The sequence below is a fragment of the Sorangium sp. So ce385 genome (assembly GCF_051474135.1).
Classification (GTDB): domain Bacteria; phylum Myxococcota_A; class Polyangia; order Polyangiales; family Polyangiaceae; genus Sorangium; species Sorangium cellulosum_D.
This window is the reverse complement of sequence record NZ_CP150337.1, coordinates 10,084,924-10,105,111: the sequence shown is the minus strand read 5'-3', so window position 1 is coordinate 10,105,111 and position 20,188 is coordinate 10,084,924. Positions and strand designations below refer to the sequence as shown.

The window sequence follows — 20,188 nt, the reverse complement described above, 5'->3', positions numbered from 1 at the left end:
AGGAGATTTCTGCCATGGCACGCACCCCGTCCACGATGCTTGAGCTCGGCACGCCGGCGCCCGACTTCCGGCTGCCGGATTTCAACGGAAAGCAGGTGGCGCTGTCGGACTTCACCAGGGAGCGGGCGCTCCTCGTGATGTTCATCTGCAATCATTGTCCGTTCGTCAAGCACGTCCGTCACGAGCTCGCCCGGCTGCGGCGCGACTATCGCCCCGAGGACGTGGCCGTCGTGGCCATCAATCCGAACGACATCGTCGCCTATCCGGCGGACAACGCCGAGGCGATGGCGAGGGAGGCGCGCGAGTTCGGTTATACGTTCCCGTACCTGCTCGACGAGGCGCAGCAGGTGGCCAAGGCCTATCGGGCGGCCTGCACGCCGGATTTCTACCTCTTCGGCCCGGATCGCCGGCTGGTCTACCGCGGTCAGCTCGACGACAGCCGCCCTGGCAATGACGTCCCGGTGACCGGCCGCGACCTCCGCGCCGCCATCGACGCGGTGCTCGCGTCGGCGCCCATCCCCTCGGATCAGCGCCCGAGCATCGGGTGCAACATCAAGTGGAAGCCCGGCAATGAGCCGGAGTATTACGGGCGAATTTCGTAGAAATTACAACCGGCGTACGTCCCAGTGCTCGCCGTGGCGGCCGCTCGACCCGATCCGCCGCCGACGCCGACGCGATCGCGTACCAGGAACGCTGAAACAGGGGAGCGCCTTGGCTGAGGCGCGAGTATTCCTGTTCGCCGCGCACATTTTCCATGTCCGGCGCCGTCGATCCTGCGCGAAGCCCGGTGTACCCTTCCAGCATGAGCCCTCGACGAGACAGCGCCGCGCCTGCTCGGCAGCCCGTGATCCCCGAGAACGACCCTGTGTGGCAGGCCGTTCTACGAGCGCCCATCGACGACGAGCCGCTGACGGATGAGGAGCGCGCGGCGATGGAGGCGGGGGTGGACGGCCCGGGGATCCCCGGCGAAGCGGTGACCGCCGAGCTCCGGAAGAGGGCCGAGGCCGAAGGCGCCGGAGCGGAGTTCGACGAGATCTACGCGCTCGCGCGCGTGCCGGCTGGCCGTCCTCGGTGAGCTGGGAGGTCGAATGGACCCCCGCCGGCATCGCCTCGCTGCACCAGATCCACTGGCTCGACGCCGGTCGGATCGACGCGGCCGTGCAGCGCTTCGCCGCGACGGGCGAGGGCGCCGTGCACCGCGTCCCCGCGGATAATGCCATCATCGTGCGCCTGCGCATCGGACGGTACCGGGTGCTTGCCGCGCTGGATCCCTGGGACGGGGTGATGCGTGTCTGGTGGGTCTACAGGGTGTAGTGCCCGCTTGCCGAGCGCGCCGACCGGGATTCCACGATCGTATCGCCAGCAGATCGCAGCTCCGCAGCCCGGCAATGAGCCGGAGTATTACGGCCGCATCTCGTAATCCTTCCGAAAAATTCGAGGTGAGGTCGACCCCGACCGGTCGAGCTTCCGGGCAAGGCGATCTCGCCGGCCAGCGGGGCGGGAAGACCTCCGCGCGGAGCCACGCGAGCACGCGCATCGCCGGCTCCGGACGATGCACCGAATCCGGCCGGCGCGGACGCTTCACGTCGGCAACATAGTACCGGGTGCGCCATCGGACGACATTGACGTCCTGAAGCCGAGCCGCGGCAGGCCCAGGGCGCCGTGCGTCGAGGGATCCATAAGAAGGAGTCGCCGGCCATCGCTCCCGTCGGATCCGTCCTCGTACGCGGGAGGTGCGTGTCCTGCCTGGTACGGCGATTGCGCTGCCGCGGGCTGCGTTTGTCATGGACCACAGGGGGCCAGGACACTGGTAATGTAGAGACACTGCGCGCGCCTGAGGCCGCATCTCCGGGGGGGAGCACCTTGCGAAGCCACGACATCCATCTGCCTGGCAAGCAGATCGCGGCATCGCGCCGAGCTTCACCCTCCTCTGGCGCGCCGCTCGACTTGCGCGATCCGAAGGTGGCTTGTTCTCCTACTCCATGAGCACCCCTACGACACAAGATGGCCAAGGCCAGGGCCAAGGGAGTCGACCTCCTATGCAGATCTGGATCGACCCGGAGCGCCAGGTGCTGGCGAAGAGCGCCGCGAAGGCGCTCAAGGACAACGCCGTGCACAACCGCAGCGGCCTCCCGCCGTTCCGGTTGTCGCAGGTCGCGCAGCAGATCCTGGACGAGCTGTTCCAGTTCCTCGCCACCGGCGACGCGGCGCCCGTCCTGTCGCTCGGGCACAAGCTCGGGCAGCAGGGGCTCGGGCTGCGCGCCCTCCTCGGGCTGAGCCGCGCTCTCCTGCGCGAGGTCCTGGCGCGCCTGCCCGACAACGCGCCCGGAGCGCTGGAGCAGGTGGCGCGCGTGAACGACTATCTGACCTTGCTCGTGGACGCGGTGGCGGAGCAGGAGAGCCGCCAGATCGGCGTCCAGCGCGACGAGATGCAGCTCGCGCTCGAGCGCGCGATCCAGAACCGCGAGCGCGAGCTGCGGCGCGTGATCCTCGAGCTCTCGACGCCGATCATGCCCGTCCACGACCACATCCTGGTGCTGCCGCTCATCGGGAAGCTCGACGCCGAGCGCGCGGGCAAAATCACCGAATCGCTGCTGCGCGAGGTGGTGGAGCGCCAGGCGCGCACCGCGATCATCGACGTGACCGGCGTGCCGTCCATGGACGCGGAGGCCGTCGCCGCGCTCGTGCGCACCGCGCGCGCGCTCGACCTCCTCGGCACCCACCCGGTGCTGGTCGGCATCCGCCCGGAGGCCGCCCGCGCGCTGACCGACCAGGGCATCCCCCTCGCGGGCATCGTCGTCCTGGCCAACCTTCAAAGCGGCATCATGCATGCGCTGCGGCGGGAAGGGCTCGACGTGTGTGGCAGCCCGCCCCCGCAGCGCGGGGCTGCTCGCTCGTACCGCGGCCGCTGAAGGGGCGCGCCGCGCGCTCGATCTAGGAGGGCACCATGGAGATCGACATCACCAAGCCGCACATCGGCCGGGTTTACGACTACGTTCTCGGCGGGCACCACAACTACGACGTCGATCGCCGCGCGGCCGCGGCGATCATGAACCTCGTACCGACCTATCCGAAATGGGCGAAGCTCAACCGCTGGTTCATCCAGCTCGTGGGACAGCGATGGTCCGACGCGGGCATCACGAACGTGCTCGATCTCGCCTCGGGGCTCCCGACGCAGGGCCACCTCAACGACTACCTGCCCGAGGCGCGCATCCTGTTTTCGGACATCGATCCCGTGAGCGTGATCTACGGCGAGCAGATCCTCGCCGGCAAGCCGAACATGCGCTACGTCCAGGCCGACCTCCGGGAGCCGTCGTCCCTCCTCGCGGCGGCGGCGCAGTTCTTCGGCGCGGAGCGCCGCATCGCGGTGGGGTGCATCGGTATCGTGTACATGATGGAAGATGACCACTCGCGCGACCTGCTGCGGCGGCTGCACTCGTTTTGCGCCCCCGGCAGCGTGCTGGCCCTCAGCTTCGTCGTGCCGCGCGTCGCCTCCGCGGCGCAGCAGCTGAACAAGGCCGTGGCCCCCGCCGGCATCAAGATCTACCCGCAAACACCCGAGGAGATGGCGGCGCTCATGAGCCCGTGGAAGGCGCATGAATGCCGCCCGCTCGTCGAGTGGCTCGATCTCGACAACTTCCTGACCCAGGAGGAGTACGAGGCGAGCCCGTTCGACGTGCTGGGCATGGTCGCGCGCCACTGAACCTTCCTCCGCGCTCCCACCCCGTCGATCCGCCCGAGCCCTCCGCCGCGCTCACCCCCGCAAAATCGCCCCCTTCACGCGTCTCCCCCCGCGATCGTCGAGCCCGCCCCTTTTACCCCCGTAGGCCCGAGGAGGGAGGTGGCGGTGCACGGCGCCTGGGGGATGGGCCGATGTCTGAGCACGCGCCCTGAGCCTTACCCGCAGGGTAAGGTTCAGGGCGCGTGCGAGTTCGGCGGGGCCCCCAGGCGCCGTGCACCGCCACCTCCCTCCTCGGGCCGGTCCTTCTCGACGAGGATGGCCTTGGCCGCGCTCGCCCTCGCCGCCCCGCTCGCCACCGTCGCGTGGTCGACCACCCAGTGCGCGTCCAGGAGGTCCAGGTAGTCGAGATCGAGCTGCCCCCCCGACGGCAGCATGAACACCGCCGAGATGTGCGCGTGGCTCTGCACCGCCTGCACCATCTCGCGCGGGATGTAGAGCGCCGCGTGCGTGAACAGGTGCACCACCGGCGTGCGCGGATCGTGGTGCCGCGTCAGGTCGAGGTCCGTCGCCAGCTCGGCGAACACCCGCGCCGGGTTCCTGCCGCGCTCCCCCTTGAACGACAGGAGGTGCGCCGTGGGGAGCTGGCCGTTCTTCGCGCGGTAGAGCTCGTAGAGCCGCGCGTCGAAGAAGCGGAACGCCACGTCCTCGCCCTCGAGCAGGAGCCGCTTGCCCGTCGCGATCGCCATCCCGCGGGCGAACGTCTGGCGATCGCCGCGCATCGAGGCCGACGCGTCGATGAGGAGGTAGTGGATGCGCCGCTGCTCGTCCCGGCTCTGCTCGCGCGCGAAATAGAGCACCTCGTTGTCGGCGATCCGGCGCGCGAGCTCCACGTCGTCCCAGGCGAGCTCCGTCAGCACCATGCTGTCGATCGAGCCGCGCGTGCCGAGCCCCGAGTAGCCGTGCGCCGCCGACGTGCCCGCCGCCGGGCGCGTCTTCGTCTCGAGCACGCTCGGCAGGATCTCCAGCGAGAAGTTCACGATGTCGTTCGCCTCGGGCGACGAGAGCGCCGCGAGCAGGTCGACCTGGGCGAGCGCCCCGGCCGACGCCTCCGAGCCCAGCATCCCGAACAGGCGCAGCGTCTCGACGTCGAGCGCGTCCGACATCGTGAGCACGTACAGCCGCGAGACGTCGAGCGCCTCCAGCGCCCGCTGCTCGAACTCGCGCCGCGCCGACAGGAACAGGCCGCGCAGCTGCGGCTCGATCCCCTCGAAGAGCGCCGCGTCCGCCGGGAGCATCGCGCGGTAGGCCGGCGCCGCGTGGGTGCGCGCCGCGACCGCGCCGAAGAGCCGCGAGAGCACGACCGTGACCAGATCGTCGCTCATCCGGAGCTGCGCCGCGCAGCGCGCCGCCTCGCTCTCGGCGAGCTCCCGGAGCATCGACCGGTACCCCTCCAGGATGCGCTCCGCGTCGCGCAGCCGGCCCGCGAGCTCCCTCGCGTCGCAGCGCGGGCCGATCTCGAGCTGCTCGCGCGGCGTCGAGAAGAGCAGGCCCGCGTCGTGCACCATCGCGAACGGCAGCACCACCCCGAGCCGCTCGAGGCTCTGGTGCCAGCGGATCGCGCGCAGCGCGAGCGACGAGCTCAGCGGGCGGACCTGCGAGAACGCGAGCGTGCCGAGCGGGCCGGCGATCGAGGGGTTGGCGAGCTGCGAGGCGGGGACCGGCACGGCTACAGGTTCGTCACGCAGCGGAAGCCGATGCCCGGCGCGCTCGCCGTCGCGAGCTGGTGGTAGCGGAACGCCGGGTTCAGCCAGAGCAGGACGCCGCCGTTGTAGCCGCCGCCCCGGATCGCCTTCTTATCGCCGGCCGGCGCCCCCTTCGGGTTCACCTGCTCCTCGTCCTTGTAGGTCTCGAACCAGTCCGCGGTCCACTCCCAGACGTTGCCGACGACGTCGTGGGCGCCGAACCTCGTCTTGCCCTTCGGGAACGAGCCGACCGGCGCCGTGCCGTAGAAGCCGTCGTCGGCGTCGTACATGCGCGTGCTCGGCGTGAGCCCGCGCGCCTTCTCCCACGCGGTGCACTCGGTGCCGCACGCGTTCATGAAGGTCTTGTCGCCGGGCTCGTCGCCCCAGGGGAACTTGCGCCCGTCGGAGCCGCGCGCCGCGTACTCCCACTCGGCCTCGGTCGGCAGGCGCTTGCCGTTGACCTCGCAGTACGCGTCCGCGAGGCTCCACGGCACGCAGTTGATCGGGTGCTTCTCGAGCCCGGGCTTGCCGAAGGTGCAGAGCTCGGCGAGCGCCTTGAGCGTCTTCTGGTGCTCGGGGTCGGACACCCCGTCCGCCTTCGGGTAGTCGGGCGCGGTCGGGGGCCGCTTGCACTCCCCCTTGTCCGAGCACGCCTTGTAGTCGCCCGCGGTCACCTCGTGGATGTCGATGCAGAACGTGTCGACCGTCACCTTGTGCGCCGGCTGCCACAGCTTGAAGCCCGGCTCGTCGGAGCCCATGAAGAACTTGCCGCCGGGCACGAGCACCATGCCGGAGGGGCACTCGGTCCGCCGCGCGGGGACCGCGGCCGCGGCGGCCGTGGCGCTCGCCGTCGCGACGGCCGCGGCGGACGCGGTGGCGACCGGGGCGACCGGCGCCGCCTCCGGCGCGGGCGGCTCGGAGCGGAGCAGGCCCCAGACGAGCGCGCCGCCGGCCGCGAGCGCGAGCGCGGCGCCGCCCAGCGCCAGCGCGCCCTTCGATCGCGGCGCCGCCGCCGACCGCTGCGTCGCCGCGTCGTTCGCGGTGCCGCCCGTGCTGCTCGTGTCGGCCGCGGCGACCGACGTCGGCTTGGCCGAGGCGGCGGGCCCGGGCGCCGTCGGGGGCGCCGCCAGCGTCGCCGCGACCTGCGGATAGGACAGCCGCGGGGCGGAGGACATGCGCGGGGCGGAGCCGCGGGCCGTCGGCGCCCCGGAGGTGGGCGCGGGCGGGCCGTTGCCCGTGGCGACGGCCCAGGCCGGATCGTCCGGGAAGACGGCCCGGTGCAGCGCCGCCCAGAAGCGGCCCATGGTGGGGAAGCGATCGGCCGGCGCGACGGCGAGCGCCTTCTCGAAGACCGCCTCGACCTCGTCGCTGACCGTGAGCCCCAGGGTGCGCGGGGTCGGCCGGCGCGACGGATCGCGGCTCGCGACCGCGAGCTGGAGGTAGTCGTCGCCCTGCAGCGCCGGCGCTCCGCCCAGCATCGCCTCGATCATGATGAGCGCCATCGCGAAGACGTCGGTCCAGGGCCCGGTCGCGCCGTGGGTGCGGCTGAACTGCTCGGGGGCGCCGTAGCTCGGGGTGAACGCGGTGATGTCCTTGCCGGTGTGGGCGAGCGCCGTCGCCGCCGCCGCGTGCTCGGCCATCACCTTGGCGATGCCGAAATCGAGCACCTTCACGAAGGTCGAGGCGTCGCGCGGCGAGCCGATGACGAACAGGTTCGCCGGCTTGATGTCGCGGTGCGCGATGCCGCGCGAGTGCGCGAGCTCGAGCGCGACCGCCGCCGACTCGAGCAGCGCGATGGTCGCGAGCAGATCGCGCGGCGGCGCGCGCCGGCTCGTCTCCTCGTAGAGGACCTGGTCGAGCGGCTTGCCGTCGAGCCACTCGAGGACCATGTAGGGCAGCCACTGCCCGTCCGGCGCGTTGAACGTGCCGATGTCGCGCGCCTGGACGATCGCGGCCGAGCGGCTGGAGAGCTCCGCCATGAGCTTGCCCTCCTGGATGAACGCCTGGAGCAGCTGCTCGCGCTGGTCGGTCGGCGCGTCCGCGAGGAGCGTGAAGCACTTGAGGGCGACGGGCTGCTTCCAGATGACGTGCTCGGCCCTGTAGACGACGCTGAAGCCGCCCTCGCCGACGGCGTGATCGATCCTGTACTTGTCGGCGATCAGGCTTCCGGCGATGTTGAGCGGATCGCGGCGGTCCGGGTTCTGGCTCATGAGATCCCTACGCACCGCGGCGGGGCGCCGATCGGAGCGCCTCGTGCGTGCGTCGGGGTCATCTTAGTGGCCCGGCGGCGGCAGGTTGGAACTCTTTCGCGCGATCGGACGTCCGCGCCGCCCCCGGCGCCCGCCCTCCGCCGCCGCGCCCCGGCGGGCGCCGCCGGCCGCCGCCGGCGCCGAAGTGTCCGGTATGACGGATGGTGTCGCTCGCGTGCTCTGGCGCACATTCCTCGGTTTTGAGCGCCATTGTCGATGATTCAGGATGTGTTGACAGCTGTCGATGTCCGTTATATTGGACGTCTGCACGGTGGCTCTCCGCTGGCGTGGCTGATCCCAGCTGGGCGCTCGCGGCGGCGGTCTGGCGTCTGCGCGTGTGGCGCGAAGCGCAGGCCGCGGGGAGCGCGGGGTCGCCGTCGGCGAGGGCGTGGTGCGCCTTCGCGCCGGCGGCTCGTGCCGCCGGGCGCGCAGCACAGGGTCTGATCCGAGGACAGGACGCTTGAAATCGATCCATCGAAAGAAGTCGCACACGGTCCGCGCGGCGGCAGCGCTCTCGCTCTTCGCCGCCGCGCTCCCCCTCCGGGCGTCTGCGCAGGCGCCCGCGGCGCCCCCGCCGGTCCCGGCGCCCGCGCCGCCGCCCCCGGCGCCCCCGGCGCCGCAGGAGATCGGGGCGGCGGAGGGCGTCGAGCCGCTGAGTCGCCGGGTCGCAGAGCTCGAGCAGCAGCAGCGCGCGCTGCTGGAGCGCCTCGACGCGGAGCGCCGGGCGGCGGCCGAGAAGGAGGCCGCCGCCGGGCCGAAGCCGGCGAAGGACAAGGGCGGCGACGTCAAGGTCACGGCCGCTCCCGGAAAGGGCTTCACCGTCAGGACGGCGGACGACACCTTCTCGTCCACGATCCGGGCCCGCGTGCAGATCCGCGAGACCATCACGCACACGGCGGAGGACGACACGAGCGAGATCAACGTCAAGACGATGCGCCTCGTGACGAGCGGCCATGTCCTCTCGCCCGACCTCAAGTACAGCGTGCAGCTCGCCTTCGGCGGCAACGACTTCGAGAAGGACAGCGCCTCTCCGATCTTCGACGCCTTCGTCGAGTACACGGGGATCCGCGATCTCAACGTGCGTGTCGGCCAGTTCTTCGTCCCGTTCGACCGGGCGCGGACCACGCGCGAGTTCACGCTCCAGCTGGTGGATCGCCAGATCGCCGTCCGCGAGCTGACCCTCGATCGCGACGTCGGCCTGATGCTCTCGTCGCCCGACCTCTTCGGCCTCGAAGGCAGGCTATCGTACAACCTCTTCGTGGGCGGCGGCGAGGGGCGCAACCGCTTCGGGGGCCAGAAGCACGGGCCGCTGGCGGTCGCGCGGCTGTCTTTCCGCCCGTTCGGCGCGTTCGACGACGACCAGGAGGGCGACCTCTCCCGCGAGGCGCGGCCCCGGCTCGCGATTGGCGTCGCGGGCGGCTACAACCACCAGACGAACCGACAGAACAGCACCTATGGCGCGACGCTCTCGCTCGGCGCGGCCGACTACCTGCATGGCGCGGCCGATCTCGTCTTCAAGTACGCCGGCTTCTCGCTCTCGGCCGAGGCGGTCGCGCGCCACGCCGCGCGGGACGCGATCGAGGGCGAGGTCGACGGCGCGCCCGCGCGCGAGTGGACCCGGTCGGGCTACGGCTACTTCGTCCAGTCGGGCTTCCTGCTGACCGAGCGGCTCGAGATCGCCGCGCGCTGGGACCAGATCTTCGCCGAGCGCGGCACCGATCCGAAGCTCGTCGAGCTCGTCGACACGCAGGGAAAGCAGGTGGGCGGCGGGCTCAACTACTACGTGAACGGCTACGCCCTGAAGCTCCAGGGCGACTATTTCTACATCTTCGGCAAGGACGCCTCCGAGGGCCGCCACGTCGGTCGCCTCCAGCTCGACGCCACGTTCTGAGGGGGAGGGGGCGCGCCGGAGGGCAGTGTTCACGCTCGAGCCATGATCCCCGGTGTACGTGGCCTGGCCGGCCTCTGGCCTGCCTTGGCCGGCCAGGCCTGGCTTGCCGAGCCTGGCCAGAAGCATGGGCGGGGCGGTGGAGAGCACGGGTCTCCGAGGTGCCGCGCGTGGCTTCGTTCTTGCCATGGCGCTCCTCCCCGGCGCGATCGATTGCGCCGTTTCAGGGAAGGAGTTCACCATGGCTCGTTCATTCACCTCCCAGGACCTCGTCGCTCTCCCCCGTCTCAATGCCGCCGAGTCGGTCGTGCTCGCCACGGAGCTCATCACGGTGGCTGACGCGAGGGAGAAGCAGCTCAGGCCGAAGAAGCTCCCCGAGGCGATCGGGCGGTCCAAGGGCCGCCTCGCCGCCGCCGTCGCCACGCTCGAGGCGCTCACCCGGCCGCAAGGGGGCGATCCGGTGGAGACGAAGACCAAGCCGAAGGCCGATCGCCTCCTCGACAACGCGTGGAGCGGGACGTTCGACTGGCTCGGAGGGTGGTGCAAGCTCCCGCCGGAGCGGAACCCGAGCCTCGAAGAGGCGAAGGAGCTGTTCAAGCTCCTTTACCCGGACGGCCTCTCGTTTACCCGGCTCCCGTACAAGCTCGAATGGAAGGAGTCGAAGGCGCGCCTCGACGCGATCCGGAGCGCGCGGCACGACAGGACGTTCAAGAAGCTGGGCGGCGAGGCGTTCCTCGCTCACCTGGAGGCGGCGCACGAGGCCTACGGCCGGGCCCTGCACATCACCGCGCCGAAGCCCGAGAGCGCGCCGACGGGCGACGTGCGCGCCGCGTTCCTGGCGACGCTCGCGGCGCTGCGCGACTACGCGGCCCGGGTCGCCGCGCACGCGGATCCGGACGTGCCCGGCAGCGAGGAGGTCAGCGCGGCGCTGCTCGCGCCGCTGGCGGCGTGGGAGTCGCGGCCCGCTGGATCGAGCAGCGAGGCCGGCGACGACACCGAGGCGCCCTCCGCGCCCGCCGCGCCGCCGGAAGCGGAAGAGGAGGCCCTGGCCGATCCGGCGTGAGTCGAGCTTAATGCTGTGAAGCGGCTTGCGTTTCTGTGAAAAGACAAGCGTTCTTCATAGGATGCATCTCCACGGACCAGAATGCGTTGTGGTCGCGGGCGAGCGCGGTCGCGACGGACCAGAACGCATTGTGGTCGCGGGCGAGCGCGGTCGCGACGGACCAGAACGCGTTGTGGTCGCGGGCGAGCGCGGTCGCGACGGGCCAGAACGCGTTGTGGTTGTAGGCGAGCGCGGTCGCGGGGGGGCCAGAACGCGTCGTGGTCGCGGGCGAGCGCGATCGCGAGGGGACCAGGACGCGTCGTGGTCGCGGGCGAGCGCGGTCGCGCGGGGACCAGGACGCGTCCTGGTGACGGTTCACCGCGGGGGCGCGCCTCGCCTGGCGAAGTGCGCGTAGTAGCGCTGGTAGATGTCCTGCCACCTCGAGCGCTCCGCCGGGTCCCCGCGGAGCCGCTCCTTCCAGGCCGCATCGACCGCCGACCGCATCTCGCCGGAACCCAGGCCGTAGCGCCGGAAGATCTCCTCGGCCGTGGCGGGCGACAGGGCCAGCTCCGCGCAGAGCGCGGCATACGCGGCGAGCGGCAGGATCGTGTCCAGCGAGTCGGGGAGGGGCGCTGCACCTCCGCCGCCGGCCGTGCTCGAGGGCCCGGAAAGCGGCGATGCTGCGGCAGCTCCGGTCCCAGTGGCCGGCGTGGACGCGGCGTGCGTCAGCAGCTCACGGGGGATGACGAGGTTCAGCGACGTCTCCTGGAGCTCTGCTGCGGCCGGCGGAGCGGGCTTCGATGCTGCCAGCGCTCCGCCAGGCCTCGTGGGAGCCGCTGCCGCGAAGGGGATCACCGGGCCGCGAGGGGGAGCCTGCACCGGTGACGTCTCTGCGACCTCCCGGGGGGCTCGCGGCTGCTGCGGCCGGGCTGTCGGTGGGGACGGCGCGGGAGTCCCCGGGGCTCCGGCCGTGAACGGGAGAGCGGGACCACGGGGAACTTCGGCGAGCGGCGCCGTCTCCGCAATGGCAGGAGGCGGGCGCTCCGCCATCTTCGCCGCTTCGAAGCGAGGGAACGGCAGCTCCGGCCCTCGCGGAACGTCGGGCAAGGGGGCGGTGCCGGTGAGCGACTCCGCAGCGCGAGGAGGCTTCGGCTCGGTCTTTCGGGTCGCGAGCTCGGCGTGCACGAGCACGAAGGGGACCGCTGCGCCTCGAGGGACACCCAGCAGGGGCCCCGTGGCGTGCAGCGCCGCCGGGGCCATGAGGGGCGCCGCAGGGCCGGCCATCGCCTCGGAGGACGGCACGGCAGGCGCGGACGAGGCCGCCGATCCCCGCGCCTCGGCCATCCTCGACGGACGCAGCACCCGGGGGCCAGCCCGGAGCGGCCCCAGCTTCCCGGGCTTCGCGTGCAGATCCTTGAGCAGCTCGCCGACCTTCGCGTCCTCTGCAGCGCGCCGCGCCCAAAGGCGGCGGAGCCGCGCGACGTCGTTCATGCCCAGGTCGTTCTCCTGCAGCAGCTCGAACGGGGCCGGGTGCGCCCCGAAGGCGGCAAGGAAGCTCGCCCAGGCGGCCGGGTCGTTCGCGAGCGGCTCGACCTGTCGATCCAGCCAGTCCTCCGCCCGTGCCAGCTCCTGCTCGTACGCCGCGAGCAGCTCCGGCTCGGCGGCCAGCCGCTGCTTCCAGGCAAGATCGGCCCGCGCGAACGTACGCGGCGAGAGCCCCTCGACCGCGAGCACGTCCGCGAGCGGGAACCCCTCGGTCACCGCCGCCTTGACGGCCGCGTACCGCGCCAGCGAGATCCCTTCGCTCGCCCCCTGCGCCCCTGCTGCGGGCTTCGTGGCTGCCGCCATCTCCCCTGCCTCTACTCGCCGACCAAGACGGTTCCGGAGGCGATCACGCTCCCGTTCGGCGCGTCGGCCGGGTCGTTGCAGGTCATCGCCGGATCCCCGAGGTGCGCGGCGGGCTTGTCGTTGATGAGCACCGTCTTGCTGCTCGCCTGAACCCGGGCCTGGTTCGACGGCGGCCGCTGGAACGTGCCCCCGGGAGGTACGTGCGCGGGCGCGTTCGCCGCGGTGCTGCCATGGGTGGCGGCCGGTTTGCCTTCGATCAGCACGTCGCGGCTCAGATCGCCGTTCAACGTCCCGCGGAAGGGCAGCGGCGTCGGCGTCGGCACCGGCCCGCCCGGCGAGGGGAGCATCACCACGTGCGTGTCGATGCCGACGACCTCGTCCCCTTGCTTTGCCGCGGGCTTGCCCGCCTTCGGCCCATGCGCTGGCATCCTCGCTCCTCCTTCTCTTTCTCTCGCGGTGATCACCGGCTCACGGCCCGCAGTAGGGCGCGAGCGAGTTCCAGGTCTTCTCATCATGGTGGGCCACGTGAGCCGTCACCTCGAGCGGCTTCTCCGGCTGCCCGGACGGCGCGATAGGCACGAAGGTCATGATCCATAGCGCGTCGCCGATCACGGCCCGGAGCCCTCGATCGTCGACCAGGACACCGAAGAGGCCGTCCACCTTGGGAATCTTGGTGAACGGTAGGTCTTTCCTCGCCTGGACGAAGATGCCGTAGAAATCGTCGTGCGTCCAGGAACATTCATGCTCTTCCGTGGGGTGAAGCCAAGTCGCTGTAATTTCGAGCACCGCGCTTCCGCCACCACCGGGCAGCTCGCCGCCGCTCACCGCTTCCATGTAGCGGCACTCCGGGGGTTCGCAATGCTTCTGGGGGATGAGACCTTCGGGTGGAGCACGTTGGGTCAATGTCTCTTTCTTGTGCAAGAGGCACCTCTCCGGCGATTCGGTCTGCTGAAACACGACCGACCGTGCCGACCGACCCTGCTCAGGGCACACCCCCTCGAGCACCCGCACGACCCTCGCGCTCTGGGATCCCCAGCTCTCGCGCTGGAGCAGATACTGCCCCGGCGTCATCCGGCACGGCGGAACCCCGTCGCCCAGTATCCACACCGGATCGTTGCTAGAGGTGGCACCTCGCGCCCGCGCGCTGGCTTCGTCCAGCGGTACCTCGGAGTCCTCCTGCACGGGCTCTCTGGGCGGACTCTCCACCACTTCGGGCAGGAGCCAGCGCTTGTCATGGGTGCGTTGTTCTTCATTGAACGTGGCCACCCGGGCGCGCTGAATCGGTGGGCACAGGCCGACCTGCTCCCTCGGCGCTGCGGACGGACGAGGAGCGGCGTGCGCGACGCCGGCTTCAGGCTGGGCTCGTCGCGTCGCTGGGCGGCAGGCAGAGGTGGTCACTCCGACTGCGACTGCGACAAACGCACCAAGGAGAACAAGACGACTCATCTCTCGCCTCATGATACCGGATCGGAGCGGTTGGGACACGGCGTCGACCTACATCGCGGTCGCCTGTCGTGCCTCGGTTTCGGCCTGCTTGGCTGCCGCCAGCGCCGCGTCTGCGGCATCCAGCGCCTTTTGCCTCTTGTTGTCTGGCATCTTCTCGCTGGAGGCAGCTCTCTTCACGGCATCACCGGCAGGATGCGGCGTTCGGCCCCGCGCCCGTCGCGCAGGACGAAGGCGGCGAGGCTGCCGAGCAGCTCGGCGTCGCGGCCCTCGAGCTCGGGGGTGGCCTGCACGACGAGCTGGAACGAGAACAGCTGGGAGAGCGCCTTACGCCCGCGGAACGAGACGACGCGCAGGTCCGCGGGCGTGAACGTCCCGGCGTGGAGCTCGAAGGGATCACGGCTCAAGGGCGCAATGTAACAGGAGTCGCAAGGCCTCCTGCAAGGAGCACGGTTGCCGCGCGACGGACGTGCGTGGCGTCGCGCATGTGAGGACGACGCTCGGGCTGCCGTGGTGAACCCGCGAACGCTGAAGCGGCCCGCCGGGGGCGCAGGTAAATTTCTTCCAAGACCTCGGCGGCGCGACCCTCTAGGAAGCTGGCATGCGCCGTCGCCCCGGGAACGGTCGCGGCGCGATGCGAGCACGAAGGAGCGCGACGATGACGAACAGCCAGGTCCCCCCCATCCCCGAAGGTCAGACGTGCATTCCTTACCTGACGGCGCGGAGCGCCGCGGAGGCCATCGATTTCTACAAGCGCGCTCTCGGCGCACGCGAGGAATTTCGCGTCACGATGCCCGATGGGCGGATCGGCCACGTCGAGCTGTCGATCGGTCGAGCCCGGTTCTACCTGTCGGACGAGTACCCCGATCTCGGCGCCGTCAGCCCCGCGACGCTGGGGGGCACCAGCGCGAGCGTGATCGTCTACGTGGAGGACGTCGACGCGCTCGCCGCGCAGGCCGCCGCGGCGGGCGCGACCATCGAGCGCCCGCCGCGGGACACGCCGTTCGGGGACAGGATGGCCTGGCTCCGCGATCCGCACGGCCATCGCTGGGGGCTCGCGAGCCGCATCGAGGCGATCTCTCCGGAGGAGATGCAGAAGCGCCTCTCGGCGACGTAGCTCCGTGTCGAGGAGGTCCGAAGAGCCAGAGAGATGAACCGCAGAGGCACAGAGGGCACAGAGGGAGGGGAATGAAGCCTCTCTCCCTCATCCTCGGTGTCCTCCGCGCCTCTGTGGTTCAAATTCTTCTCCATCACGGAGCCAGGAACGTCAGGGGCATCGAGGCGCGGTGTACTCGCCGTTGGCGTCGAAACGGTCGGTCTCGGTGCCGCTCAGCCGGACCACGACGTTGGCGGCGTCGATGCTCACGATCTCCAGCGTGCCGGACGTGAAGATGCCGCCGATCCGCGAGCAGTCGCCGTCGCCCCTGTCGGGGCCGTATACACCGTAAATCGATAACCCTAGAAAATTATCCTCCCTGAAATCGATGATGCCGGGCACCTGCAGCGAAGGGGGAATACGGAGAGTCACGCGCCAGTCGCCGCATTCGAGGGCCGCGTTTGGCGCCGCGCAGGAACGCGCCGGGGCGCCGATGACGACGAGGAGATCGTTCGGATCGGGGGGAGACCCGCCGCCCGTGGCGGCGCTGCTCCCGGGGTCATCCGGCGGGTCGGGGAGCTGACTCCCGAGGAGCGCGATCGCGCCGGCCGGTGCCGACTCGGAGCCGCCCCCGGTGCCGGAGTTACCGCCGCTCCCGACCGGCGAGCCGCCCCCGGTGCCGGAGTTACCGCCGCTCCCGACCGGCGAGCCGCCCCCGGTGCTGGAGTTACCGCCGCTCCCGACCGGCGAGCCGCCCCCGGTGCTGAAGTTACCGCCGTTCCCGACCGACGAGCCGCCCCCGGTGCTGAAGTTACCGCCGTTCCCGACCGACGAGCCGCCTTCGGCGCTAACGCCGCCGCCGCTGCCGCTCCCATGGGCGTCATCATCGGGCCCTGCCTCTTGACCGCCGCCGTCGCCGCTGTCGTCGCCGACCTCCACGCGGGCGGTGCATCCGGCGCCGAAGGTCTGGAGCACCATCAGCCCAAAGAACAATGAAATGGATGTGTTCGCGAAGCGTCGCATTCCTGTCTCCCCGGGCCTGCCAGCGAAGCCCGTTGTCACTCGATGAATGGGGTCGTTCGTCGGTTTTTATGATCTCCGGATCGGTCTTCGTTCGGGGACGACGGTGGGCCTGATCGGGGCGGCAGCGCTGACTCCGCTCGAGGCAGCGGCAGCGAGGGCGATGCGGCGCAGCGCAGAGGCGGCGAGCGGCGCTCGGGGGCAGCGGAGCGCGTCACGGACGCCGCTGTCTTCGCAGCACGCGCCACACGCGATCCGCGTTCTCTTCGAAGATCGCTTCGAGGGTCATCGCGAGAGGCCGGGGCGCAAGCGCGAGGAAAGCCGGCCCCGCCCTTCATGGTCGCGAGGGCGAGCGCTTATGAAAGAAAATCGATGCCGGGCGCGAATCGCGGGGAGCCAGGGAAATTCAGGGGAAATCGACGCCGAGCAGGACGTCCGCCGTCCCGGCGAGCGGCGCCATCTGGAAGATCTCGCGATCCCGGCCCTGCGCGTCGACGTAGAAGAAGGTGTCGCGCACGAGCGGCACGATCAGCCCGAGGCCGCCGCCCGCGGTGAGCGGGCCGACGAGCCGCCGGGTGAGACGGACGTCGAGCGCGCCGCCCGCGGTCAGGCGCTCGTCGGCGCGGTCGACGCCGAACCCGAGGCCGCCGACGCGGAGCGCGCCGAGGCGGGCGCCGGCGCACGCGGTGAGCCGCGTGGCGCTCCCGAGCGAGACGGGGCACGCGGACACGAACCCCTCGCCCCAGGAGAAGCGCGTCGAGGAGGCGCCGGTGGTCGCCTCGTTCGGGAACCAGACGGCCCCCCCGACCTCGAACGACCAGAACCGGGGCGGCGTGAGGCGCGCGCGAAACGCGGCGGCGACGCCGGGCGAGGGCAGGAGGCCGAGCCCGAAGAGCGGACCGGCGCCGACCTCGACGCGCCACGGCGCCGGCGGCGGAGGCGCCGGCGGCGGGACCGGGATCAGGATGCGCTGCACGATGACCTGCGGCTGTGAAGGCGCAGGCGCCGGCGCCGGGGGTGGAGGCGGCGGCGGAGGCGCCGGCGGCGCGCCGGGGGAGAGCCGCGCGCTGGGGTCGATCATGAGCGCGATGGCCAGGGCGAGCTCGTCGTCGATCGCCCCGCAGCGCGGCGACGCCGTGGCGATCTCGCGCGTCCCGAGCAGCGCGCCGTCCGCGTCGGCGACCGCGATCACCGCGCGCCATCCGCCGGAGCCGCCCGGCTCGACGCGCCCCTCGATCGTGAGGTCGGCCCGGGCGGCCGAGACGAGCGCCGCGCGCCCGAGGCGCGCCTCCACCGCCTGCGCGAGCGCGCGCGCCGCGACGCACGCCTCGGCGCCCGCGAGCCGGACCCAGCTCAGCGACGCCGTCTGCTCGCCGGAGGACGCGCGCGCGGGGCGCGCCGCAGCGACGAGCGCCGCAGCGAGGAGCGCGAGGCGTGCTGCGCGGCGCGCCATCACCGGCCCGGCGACGCCACGATCCCGACGTAGGTGGGCTCGGGGACGGCGGTGACGCCGCCGGTCGGCTCGAGGGCGCCCGTCGCCTCGTCGACGCGGAACGCGACGATGCTGTCCGAGTCCTGGTTCGCGACGAGCATCAGGGCGCCGGACGGCGAGATCTGGAAGTGGCGCGGGGTCATGCCCTCCGTCGGCGCGTGGCCGACCGGGGACAGCGTCCCCTCGTCGGGATCGACCGCGAAGATGGCGATGCTGTCGTGGCCGCGGTTCGAGCCGTACACGAACCTCCCCGACGGGGAGACCTGGATCTCGGCGCAGGTGTTCCCCCGGCCGCTCACGCCCTCCGGCAGCGTCGAGACGGTCGCCACGGCGGAGAGCGCCCCGCGCGACGGGTCGTAGCTCAGCGTGGTGATCGCGTCGGCAGTCTCGTTGATCACGTAGGCGAACCGGCCGTTCGGGTGGAAGTCGAGGTGCCGGGGGCCCGCGCCGGCGGCGAGCGCGACGGCCGCGGGGTCGCTGGGCTCCACCTGGCCCATGTCCGCGTCGAACGTGAGCTGGGCGATGGAGTTGAGGCCGAGGTTGGTGACGAAGGCGAACCGGTTCTCCGGGTCGGTCACGACGTGGTGCGACCTCGGCATGCGCCCGTCGAAGGCGATCTGGTCGACCGCTTCCCCGAGCGCGCCGTCGTCGCCGACGGGGAGCACCGCGGCCGTGCCCCCGCCGTAGTTGGCGACGAGGACGAAGCGTCCGGCGCGATCGAGGGAGAGGTGGGCAGGGCCCTCGCCCTGCGAGGACACCCGGTTGAGGAACGCGAGCGTCCCGTCGCCCGCGTCGATCCGGAACGCGGCGACCGCGCCCGACGCCTCGCCGTCCACCTCGTCGAGCTCGTTCACCGCGAAGAGGCGCCGGCGCGCCGGATCGACGGCGAGGAAGGTCGGGTTCATCTCGGCGTCGAGCGGGCCCTCCACGGCCGAGAGCGCGCCGTCGGCCTCGTCCAGGCGGAAGACGAAGATGCCCTTGCGCCCCCCGACATAGACCAGGGGCGCGACGGCGGGCGGCGCGCCGCCTCCGCCCGCGCCGACGCTGGCGCCGACGCTCCCCGTGCCGCTGCCGCCCGCAGCGCTGGCCGTCGTCGTGGCGTCGCCCTGGCTCATGCCGCCGCCGCCTCCGGAGCTCCCCGCCGTCGCGCCGCTGTTCGCGGCCCCATCGGCGCATCGGCTGCATCCGAGCCACAGCCCAGCGGCCAGACAGAAGAGGAGGCGCTGCATCGGTCGGTCCGCGTTCACCGGACATGCGTTACCCCCGGCCGGCGCCGCGGGGCAAGCGCCACGGCGCCCGTCAGGCCCGCCCGCGCAGCGCCCCGGCGGCGGCGCCGAGGAGCGCGCCGGCCGCGATCGGGAGGCCGTGGGCGAGGGCGACGTGGAGGAGATCGTCGAGCTCGCAGTGCGTCCCGAGGCCGACCACCACCGCGAGGCCGCACAGGGCGCCGATCGCGGCGCCGCGCCACGCCGGGGCCGAGAGGAACGAGCGGCGCAGCACGAGCGCCGCCAGCGCGAACGGCACGAGCCCGGTGCCGACGGCGCTCGCGATGCACCTGAGGTGCAGCTCCAGCGGCACCGGCGGATCGGCCACGCGCGACGTCGCGACGGCCGCGGCCAGGAACCCGACCGGCACCGCGGCGATGAGCGCCTGGAGCGCCCGCACGCCGGCCGGCAGGCCCCGGGCGCGCGGCCTCAGCGCGAGCAGCAGGCCGAGGCCGCAGAGCGCCGCCCCGACGGCGAGCGGGACGGCGACCCCGGGAGACCCGAGGTCGTCGCGGAAGCCCTCGACCCAGCTGAAGATCAGGATCCAGGCGAGCCCGACCATGCCCGCGATCAGGGCGCGGCGCTCGCGCGCCGGGCGCGTCAGCGACGGCTCGGCCGGTACCGCCGCCGCCGGGGCGGGCGGCGGGCGGGCGACGAGGTGGGCCGCGGGATCGGGGATGTCCTCGATCCCGCTCAGCAGGTCGCGCTCATTCGCCATCGGCACCTCCCCGCACGCCCGGCTGCCCCTTGCCGCGGCGGCCGCTCCGCTCCGGCCTCGCGGCCGCGGGCCCGTCGCCCCTCGCTCCGGCGCCCTTCTCCGCGCCCCCGCCTTCGCCTGGTCCCGCGTCGGGCTGCCGCTTGAGCTCCTCGAGCGCGGCGCGCAGCGCCTCGTAGGCGCGGAACGCGCGCAGCTTCACCGCGGTCCCGGTCGTCCCCAGGATCGCCGCGGCGTCCTGCACGCTCAGGCCCTCGTACCGGATCAGGATGAACGCCTCGCGCTGCGACGCCGGGAGGCGCGCGAGCACGCGCTCGACGGCCCGCGCCGTCTCGGTGGCGATCGCCACCGCCTCGGCGTCGGCGCCGCGCGCGTCCGGCGGCTCCGCGCCCGGATCGCTCGGGAGCCGCTCGGTGCTGCGGTGCTTCTGGGCGCGCGCGTGATCGACGTACACGTTCCGCGCGATGGCGTACGCCCACGGCGTGACGGCGCCGCCCCGGGCGAAGGTCGATCGGGCGCGGTGCATCCGCAGGAACGTCTCCTGCGTCAGGTCGCCGGCGAGCGTCTCGGAGCCGCACATCCGGGTGAGGTACGCGAGGAGGCGCGCCGAGAGCGCGCGGTGCAGCTCGGTGAACGCGCGCGCGTCGCCGCACGCGTACCGGTCCATCGCTGCGTTCAGGGCGAGCTCGTCCATGGCGCCTCTGAC

At 72.1% G+C, this 20,188-nt stretch carries 19 protein-coding genes; 8 read left to right on the top strand and 11 right to left on the bottom strand.

Annotation, left to right across the window (positions count from 1 at the left end):
- The first annotated feature begins 14 nt into the window (after positions 1–14).
- The 5 genes from WME83_RS36885 (at position 15) to WME83_RS36865 (ending at position 3,703) form a co-directional block, all read left to right on the top strand.
- The gene (locus tag WME83_RS36885; RefSeq protein ID WP_437314393.1) at positions 15–602 is read left to right on the top strand and encodes a thioredoxin family protein; all 588 of its coding nucleotides are present in this window, start codon (positions 15–17) and stop codon (positions 600–602) included.
- Positions 603–802: 200 nt separating this feature from the next.
- Positions 803–1,075 carry a hypothetical protein gene (locus tag WME83_RS36880; protein ID WP_437314392.1) on the top strand — a complete coding sequence of 91 codons (273 nt, stop codon included), beginning with the start codon at positions 803–805 and terminating at the stop codon, positions 1,073–1,075.
- On the top strand, positions 1,072–1,314 hold the full coding sequence (locus tag WME83_RS36875; RefSeq protein ID WP_437314391.1) for a hypothetical protein: 243 nt from the start codon (positions 1,072–1,074) through the stop codon (positions 1,312–1,314). The genes WME83_RS36880 and WME83_RS36875 overlap by 4 nt, the downstream gene beginning before the upstream one ends.
- A gap of 725 nt (positions 1,315–2,039) precedes the next feature.
- Complete coding sequence (locus WME83_RS36870) at positions 2,040–2,912, top strand: STAS domain-containing protein (protein ID WP_437314390.1); 873 nt, start codon at positions 2,040–2,042, stop codon at positions 2,910–2,912.
- 35 nt (positions 2,913–2,947) lie between these two features.
- Positions 2,948–3,703, top strand: a complete 756-nt coding sequence (locus tag WME83_RS36865) for an SAM-dependent methyltransferase (RefSeq protein WP_437314389.1) — start codon at positions 2,948–2,950, stop codon at positions 3,701–3,703.
- 212 nt (positions 3,704–3,915) lie between these two features.
- Here WME83_RS36865 and WME83_RS36860 read toward each other — a convergent pair whose 3' ends face one another.
- Both WME83_RS36860 and WME83_RS36855 read right to left on the bottom strand, forming a co-directional pair.
- Positions 3,916–5,406 carry a hypothetical protein gene (locus WME83_RS36860; protein ID WP_437314388.1) on the bottom strand — a complete coding sequence of 497 codons (1,491 nt, stop codon included), beginning with the start codon at positions 5,404–5,406 and terminating at the stop codon, positions 3,916–3,918.
- Positions 5,407–5,408: 2 nt separating this feature from the next.
- Positions 5,409–7,634, bottom strand: a complete 2,226-nt coding sequence (locus WME83_RS36855; protein WP_437314387.1) for an SUMF1/EgtB/PvdO family nonheme iron enzyme — start codon at positions 7,632–7,634, stop codon at positions 5,409–5,411.
- A gap of 499 nt (positions 7,635–8,133) precedes the next feature.
- On the opposite strand from WME83_RS36855, the gene WME83_RS36850 reads away from it, so the two are divergent.
- A complete protein-coding gene (locus WME83_RS36850; RefSeq protein ID WP_437314386.1) occupies positions 8,134–9,564 on the top strand; it encodes a porin in 1,431 nt (476 codons plus the stop codon).
- 238 nt (positions 9,565–9,802) lie between these two features.
- Positions 9,803–10,624 (top strand): hypothetical protein, encoded by an 822-nt coding sequence (locus WME83_RS36845; protein ID WP_437314385.1) that lies wholly within the window; start codon positions 9,803–9,805, stop codon positions 10,622–10,624.
- A gap of 354 nt (positions 10,625–10,978) precedes the next feature.
- Here the strand turns inward: WME83_RS36845 and WME83_RS36840 are convergent, their stop codons facing one another.
- The 4 genes from WME83_RS36840 to WME83_RS36825 all read right to left on the bottom strand — a co-directional run bounded on the left by WME83_RS36840 (position 10,979) and on the right by WME83_RS36825 (position 14,301).
- Positions 10,979–12,451 carry a hypothetical protein gene (locus tag WME83_RS36840; RefSeq protein WP_437314384.1) on the bottom strand — a complete coding sequence of 491 codons (1,473 nt, stop codon included), beginning with the start codon at positions 12,449–12,451 and terminating at the stop codon, positions 10,979–10,981.
- An 11-nt stretch (positions 12,452–12,462) separates the two neighbouring features.
- On the bottom strand, positions 12,463–12,879 hold the full coding sequence (locus WME83_RS36835; protein ID WP_437314383.1) for a PAAR domain-containing protein: 417 nt from the start codon (positions 12,877–12,879) through the stop codon (positions 12,463–12,465).
- Positions 12,880–12,919: 40 nt separating this feature from the next.
- Positions 12,920–13,717, bottom strand: a complete 798-nt coding sequence (locus WME83_RS36830) for a hypothetical protein (RefSeq protein ID WP_437314382.1) — start codon at positions 13,715–13,717, stop codon at positions 12,920–12,922.
- A 353-nt stretch (positions 13,718–14,070) separates the two neighbouring features.
- The gene (locus WME83_RS36825) at positions 14,071–14,301 is read right to left on the bottom strand and encodes a hypothetical protein (protein ID WP_437314381.1); all 231 of its coding nucleotides are present in this window, start codon (positions 14,299–14,301) and stop codon (positions 14,071–14,073) included.
- Between the two features lie 251 nt (positions 14,302–14,552).
- Between WME83_RS36825 and WME83_RS36820 the strand changes: the two genes are divergently transcribed.
- Positions 14,553–15,011, top strand: coding sequence for a VOC family protein (locus WME83_RS36820; protein WP_437314380.1), 459 nt, complete (start codon positions 14,553–14,555; stop codon positions 15,009–15,011).
- A gap of 150 nt (positions 15,012–15,161) precedes the next feature.
- Here the strand turns inward: WME83_RS36820 and WME83_RS36815 are convergent, their stop codons facing one another.
- The 5 genes from WME83_RS36815 to WME83_RS36795 form a co-directional block, all read right to left on the bottom strand.
- On the bottom strand, positions 15,162–16,013 hold the full coding sequence (locus WME83_RS36815) for a hypothetical protein (protein ID WP_437314379.1): 852 nt from the start codon (positions 16,011–16,013) through the stop codon (positions 15,162–15,164).
- Between the two features lie 403 nt (positions 16,014–16,416).
- Positions 16,417–17,466: a hypothetical protein gene (locus tag WME83_RS36810; RefSeq protein WP_437314378.1), complete on the bottom strand. Its 1,050-nt coding sequence runs from the start codon at positions 17,464–17,466 to the stop codon at positions 16,417–16,419.
- Complete coding sequence (locus WME83_RS36805) at positions 17,463–18,617, bottom strand: lactonase family protein (RefSeq protein ID WP_437314377.1); 1,155 nt, start codon at positions 18,615–18,617, stop codon at positions 17,463–17,465. The genes WME83_RS36810 and WME83_RS36805 overlap by 4 nt, the downstream gene beginning before the upstream one ends.
- 184 nt (positions 18,618–18,801) lie before the next feature.
- A complete protein-coding gene (locus WME83_RS36800; protein WP_437314376.1) occupies positions 18,802–19,485 on the bottom strand; it encodes an NrsF family protein in 684 nt (227 codons plus the stop codon).
- Complete coding sequence (locus WME83_RS36795; protein WP_437314375.1) at positions 19,475–20,176, bottom strand: RNA polymerase sigma factor; 702 nt, start codon at positions 20,174–20,176, stop codon at positions 19,475–19,477. The genes WME83_RS36800 and WME83_RS36795 overlap by 11 nt, the downstream gene beginning before the upstream one ends.
- Between the last annotated feature and the right edge of the window lie 12 nt (positions 20,177–20,188).

Excerpts from the sequence above, each read along its gene's own strand:
- WME83_RS36885 (WP_437314393.1), top strand. The coding sequence starts at position 15 with ATGGCACGCACCCCGTCCACGATGCTTGAGCTCGGCACGCCGGCGCCC.
- WME83_RS36880 (WP_437314392.1), top strand. The coding sequence starts at position 803 with ATGAGCCCTCGACGAGACAGCGCCGCGCCTGCTCGGCAGCCCGTGATC.
- WME83_RS36870 (WP_437314390.1), top strand. The coding sequence starts at position 2,040 with ATGCAGATCTGGATCGACCCGGAGCGCCAGGTGCTGGCGAAGAGCGCC.
- WME83_RS36865 (WP_437314389.1), top strand. The coding sequence starts at position 2,948 with ATGGAGATCGACATCACCAAGCCGCACATCGGCCGGGTTTACGACTAC.
- WME83_RS36855 (WP_437314387.1), bottom strand. The coding sequence starts at position 7,634 with ATGAGCCAGAACCCGGACCGCCGCGATCCGCTCAACATCGCCGGAAGC.
- WME83_RS36845 (WP_437314385.1), top strand. The coding sequence starts at position 9,803 with ATGGCTCGTTCATTCACCTCCCAGGACCTCGTCGCTCTCCCCCGTCTC.
- WME83_RS36840 (WP_437314384.1), bottom strand. The coding sequence starts at position 12,451 with ATGGCGGCAGCCACGAAGCCCGCAGCAGGGGCGCAGGGGGCGAGCGAA.
- WME83_RS36835 (WP_437314383.1), bottom strand. The coding sequence starts at position 12,879 with ATGCCAGCGCATGGGCCGAAGGCGGGCAAGCCCGCGGCAAAGCAAGGG.
- WME83_RS36820 (WP_437314380.1), top strand. The coding sequence starts at position 14,553 with ATGACGAACAGCCAGGTCCCCCCCATCCCCGAAGGTCAGACGTGCATT.
- WME83_RS36815 (WP_437314379.1), bottom strand. The coding sequence starts at position 16,013 with ATGCGACGCTTCGCGAACACATCCATTTCATTGTTCTTTGGGCTGATG.
- WME83_RS36805 (WP_437314377.1), bottom strand. The coding sequence starts at position 18,617 with ATGAGCCAGGGCGACGCCACGACGACGGCCAGCGCTGCGGGCGGCAGC.
- WME83_RS36800 (WP_437314376.1), bottom strand. The coding sequence starts at position 19,485 with ATGGCGAATGAGCGCGACCTGCTGAGCGGGATCGAGGACATCCCCGAT.
- WME83_RS36795 (WP_437314375.1), bottom strand. The coding sequence starts at position 20,176 with ATGGACGAGCTCGCCCTGAACGCAGCGATGGACCGGTACGCGTGCGGC.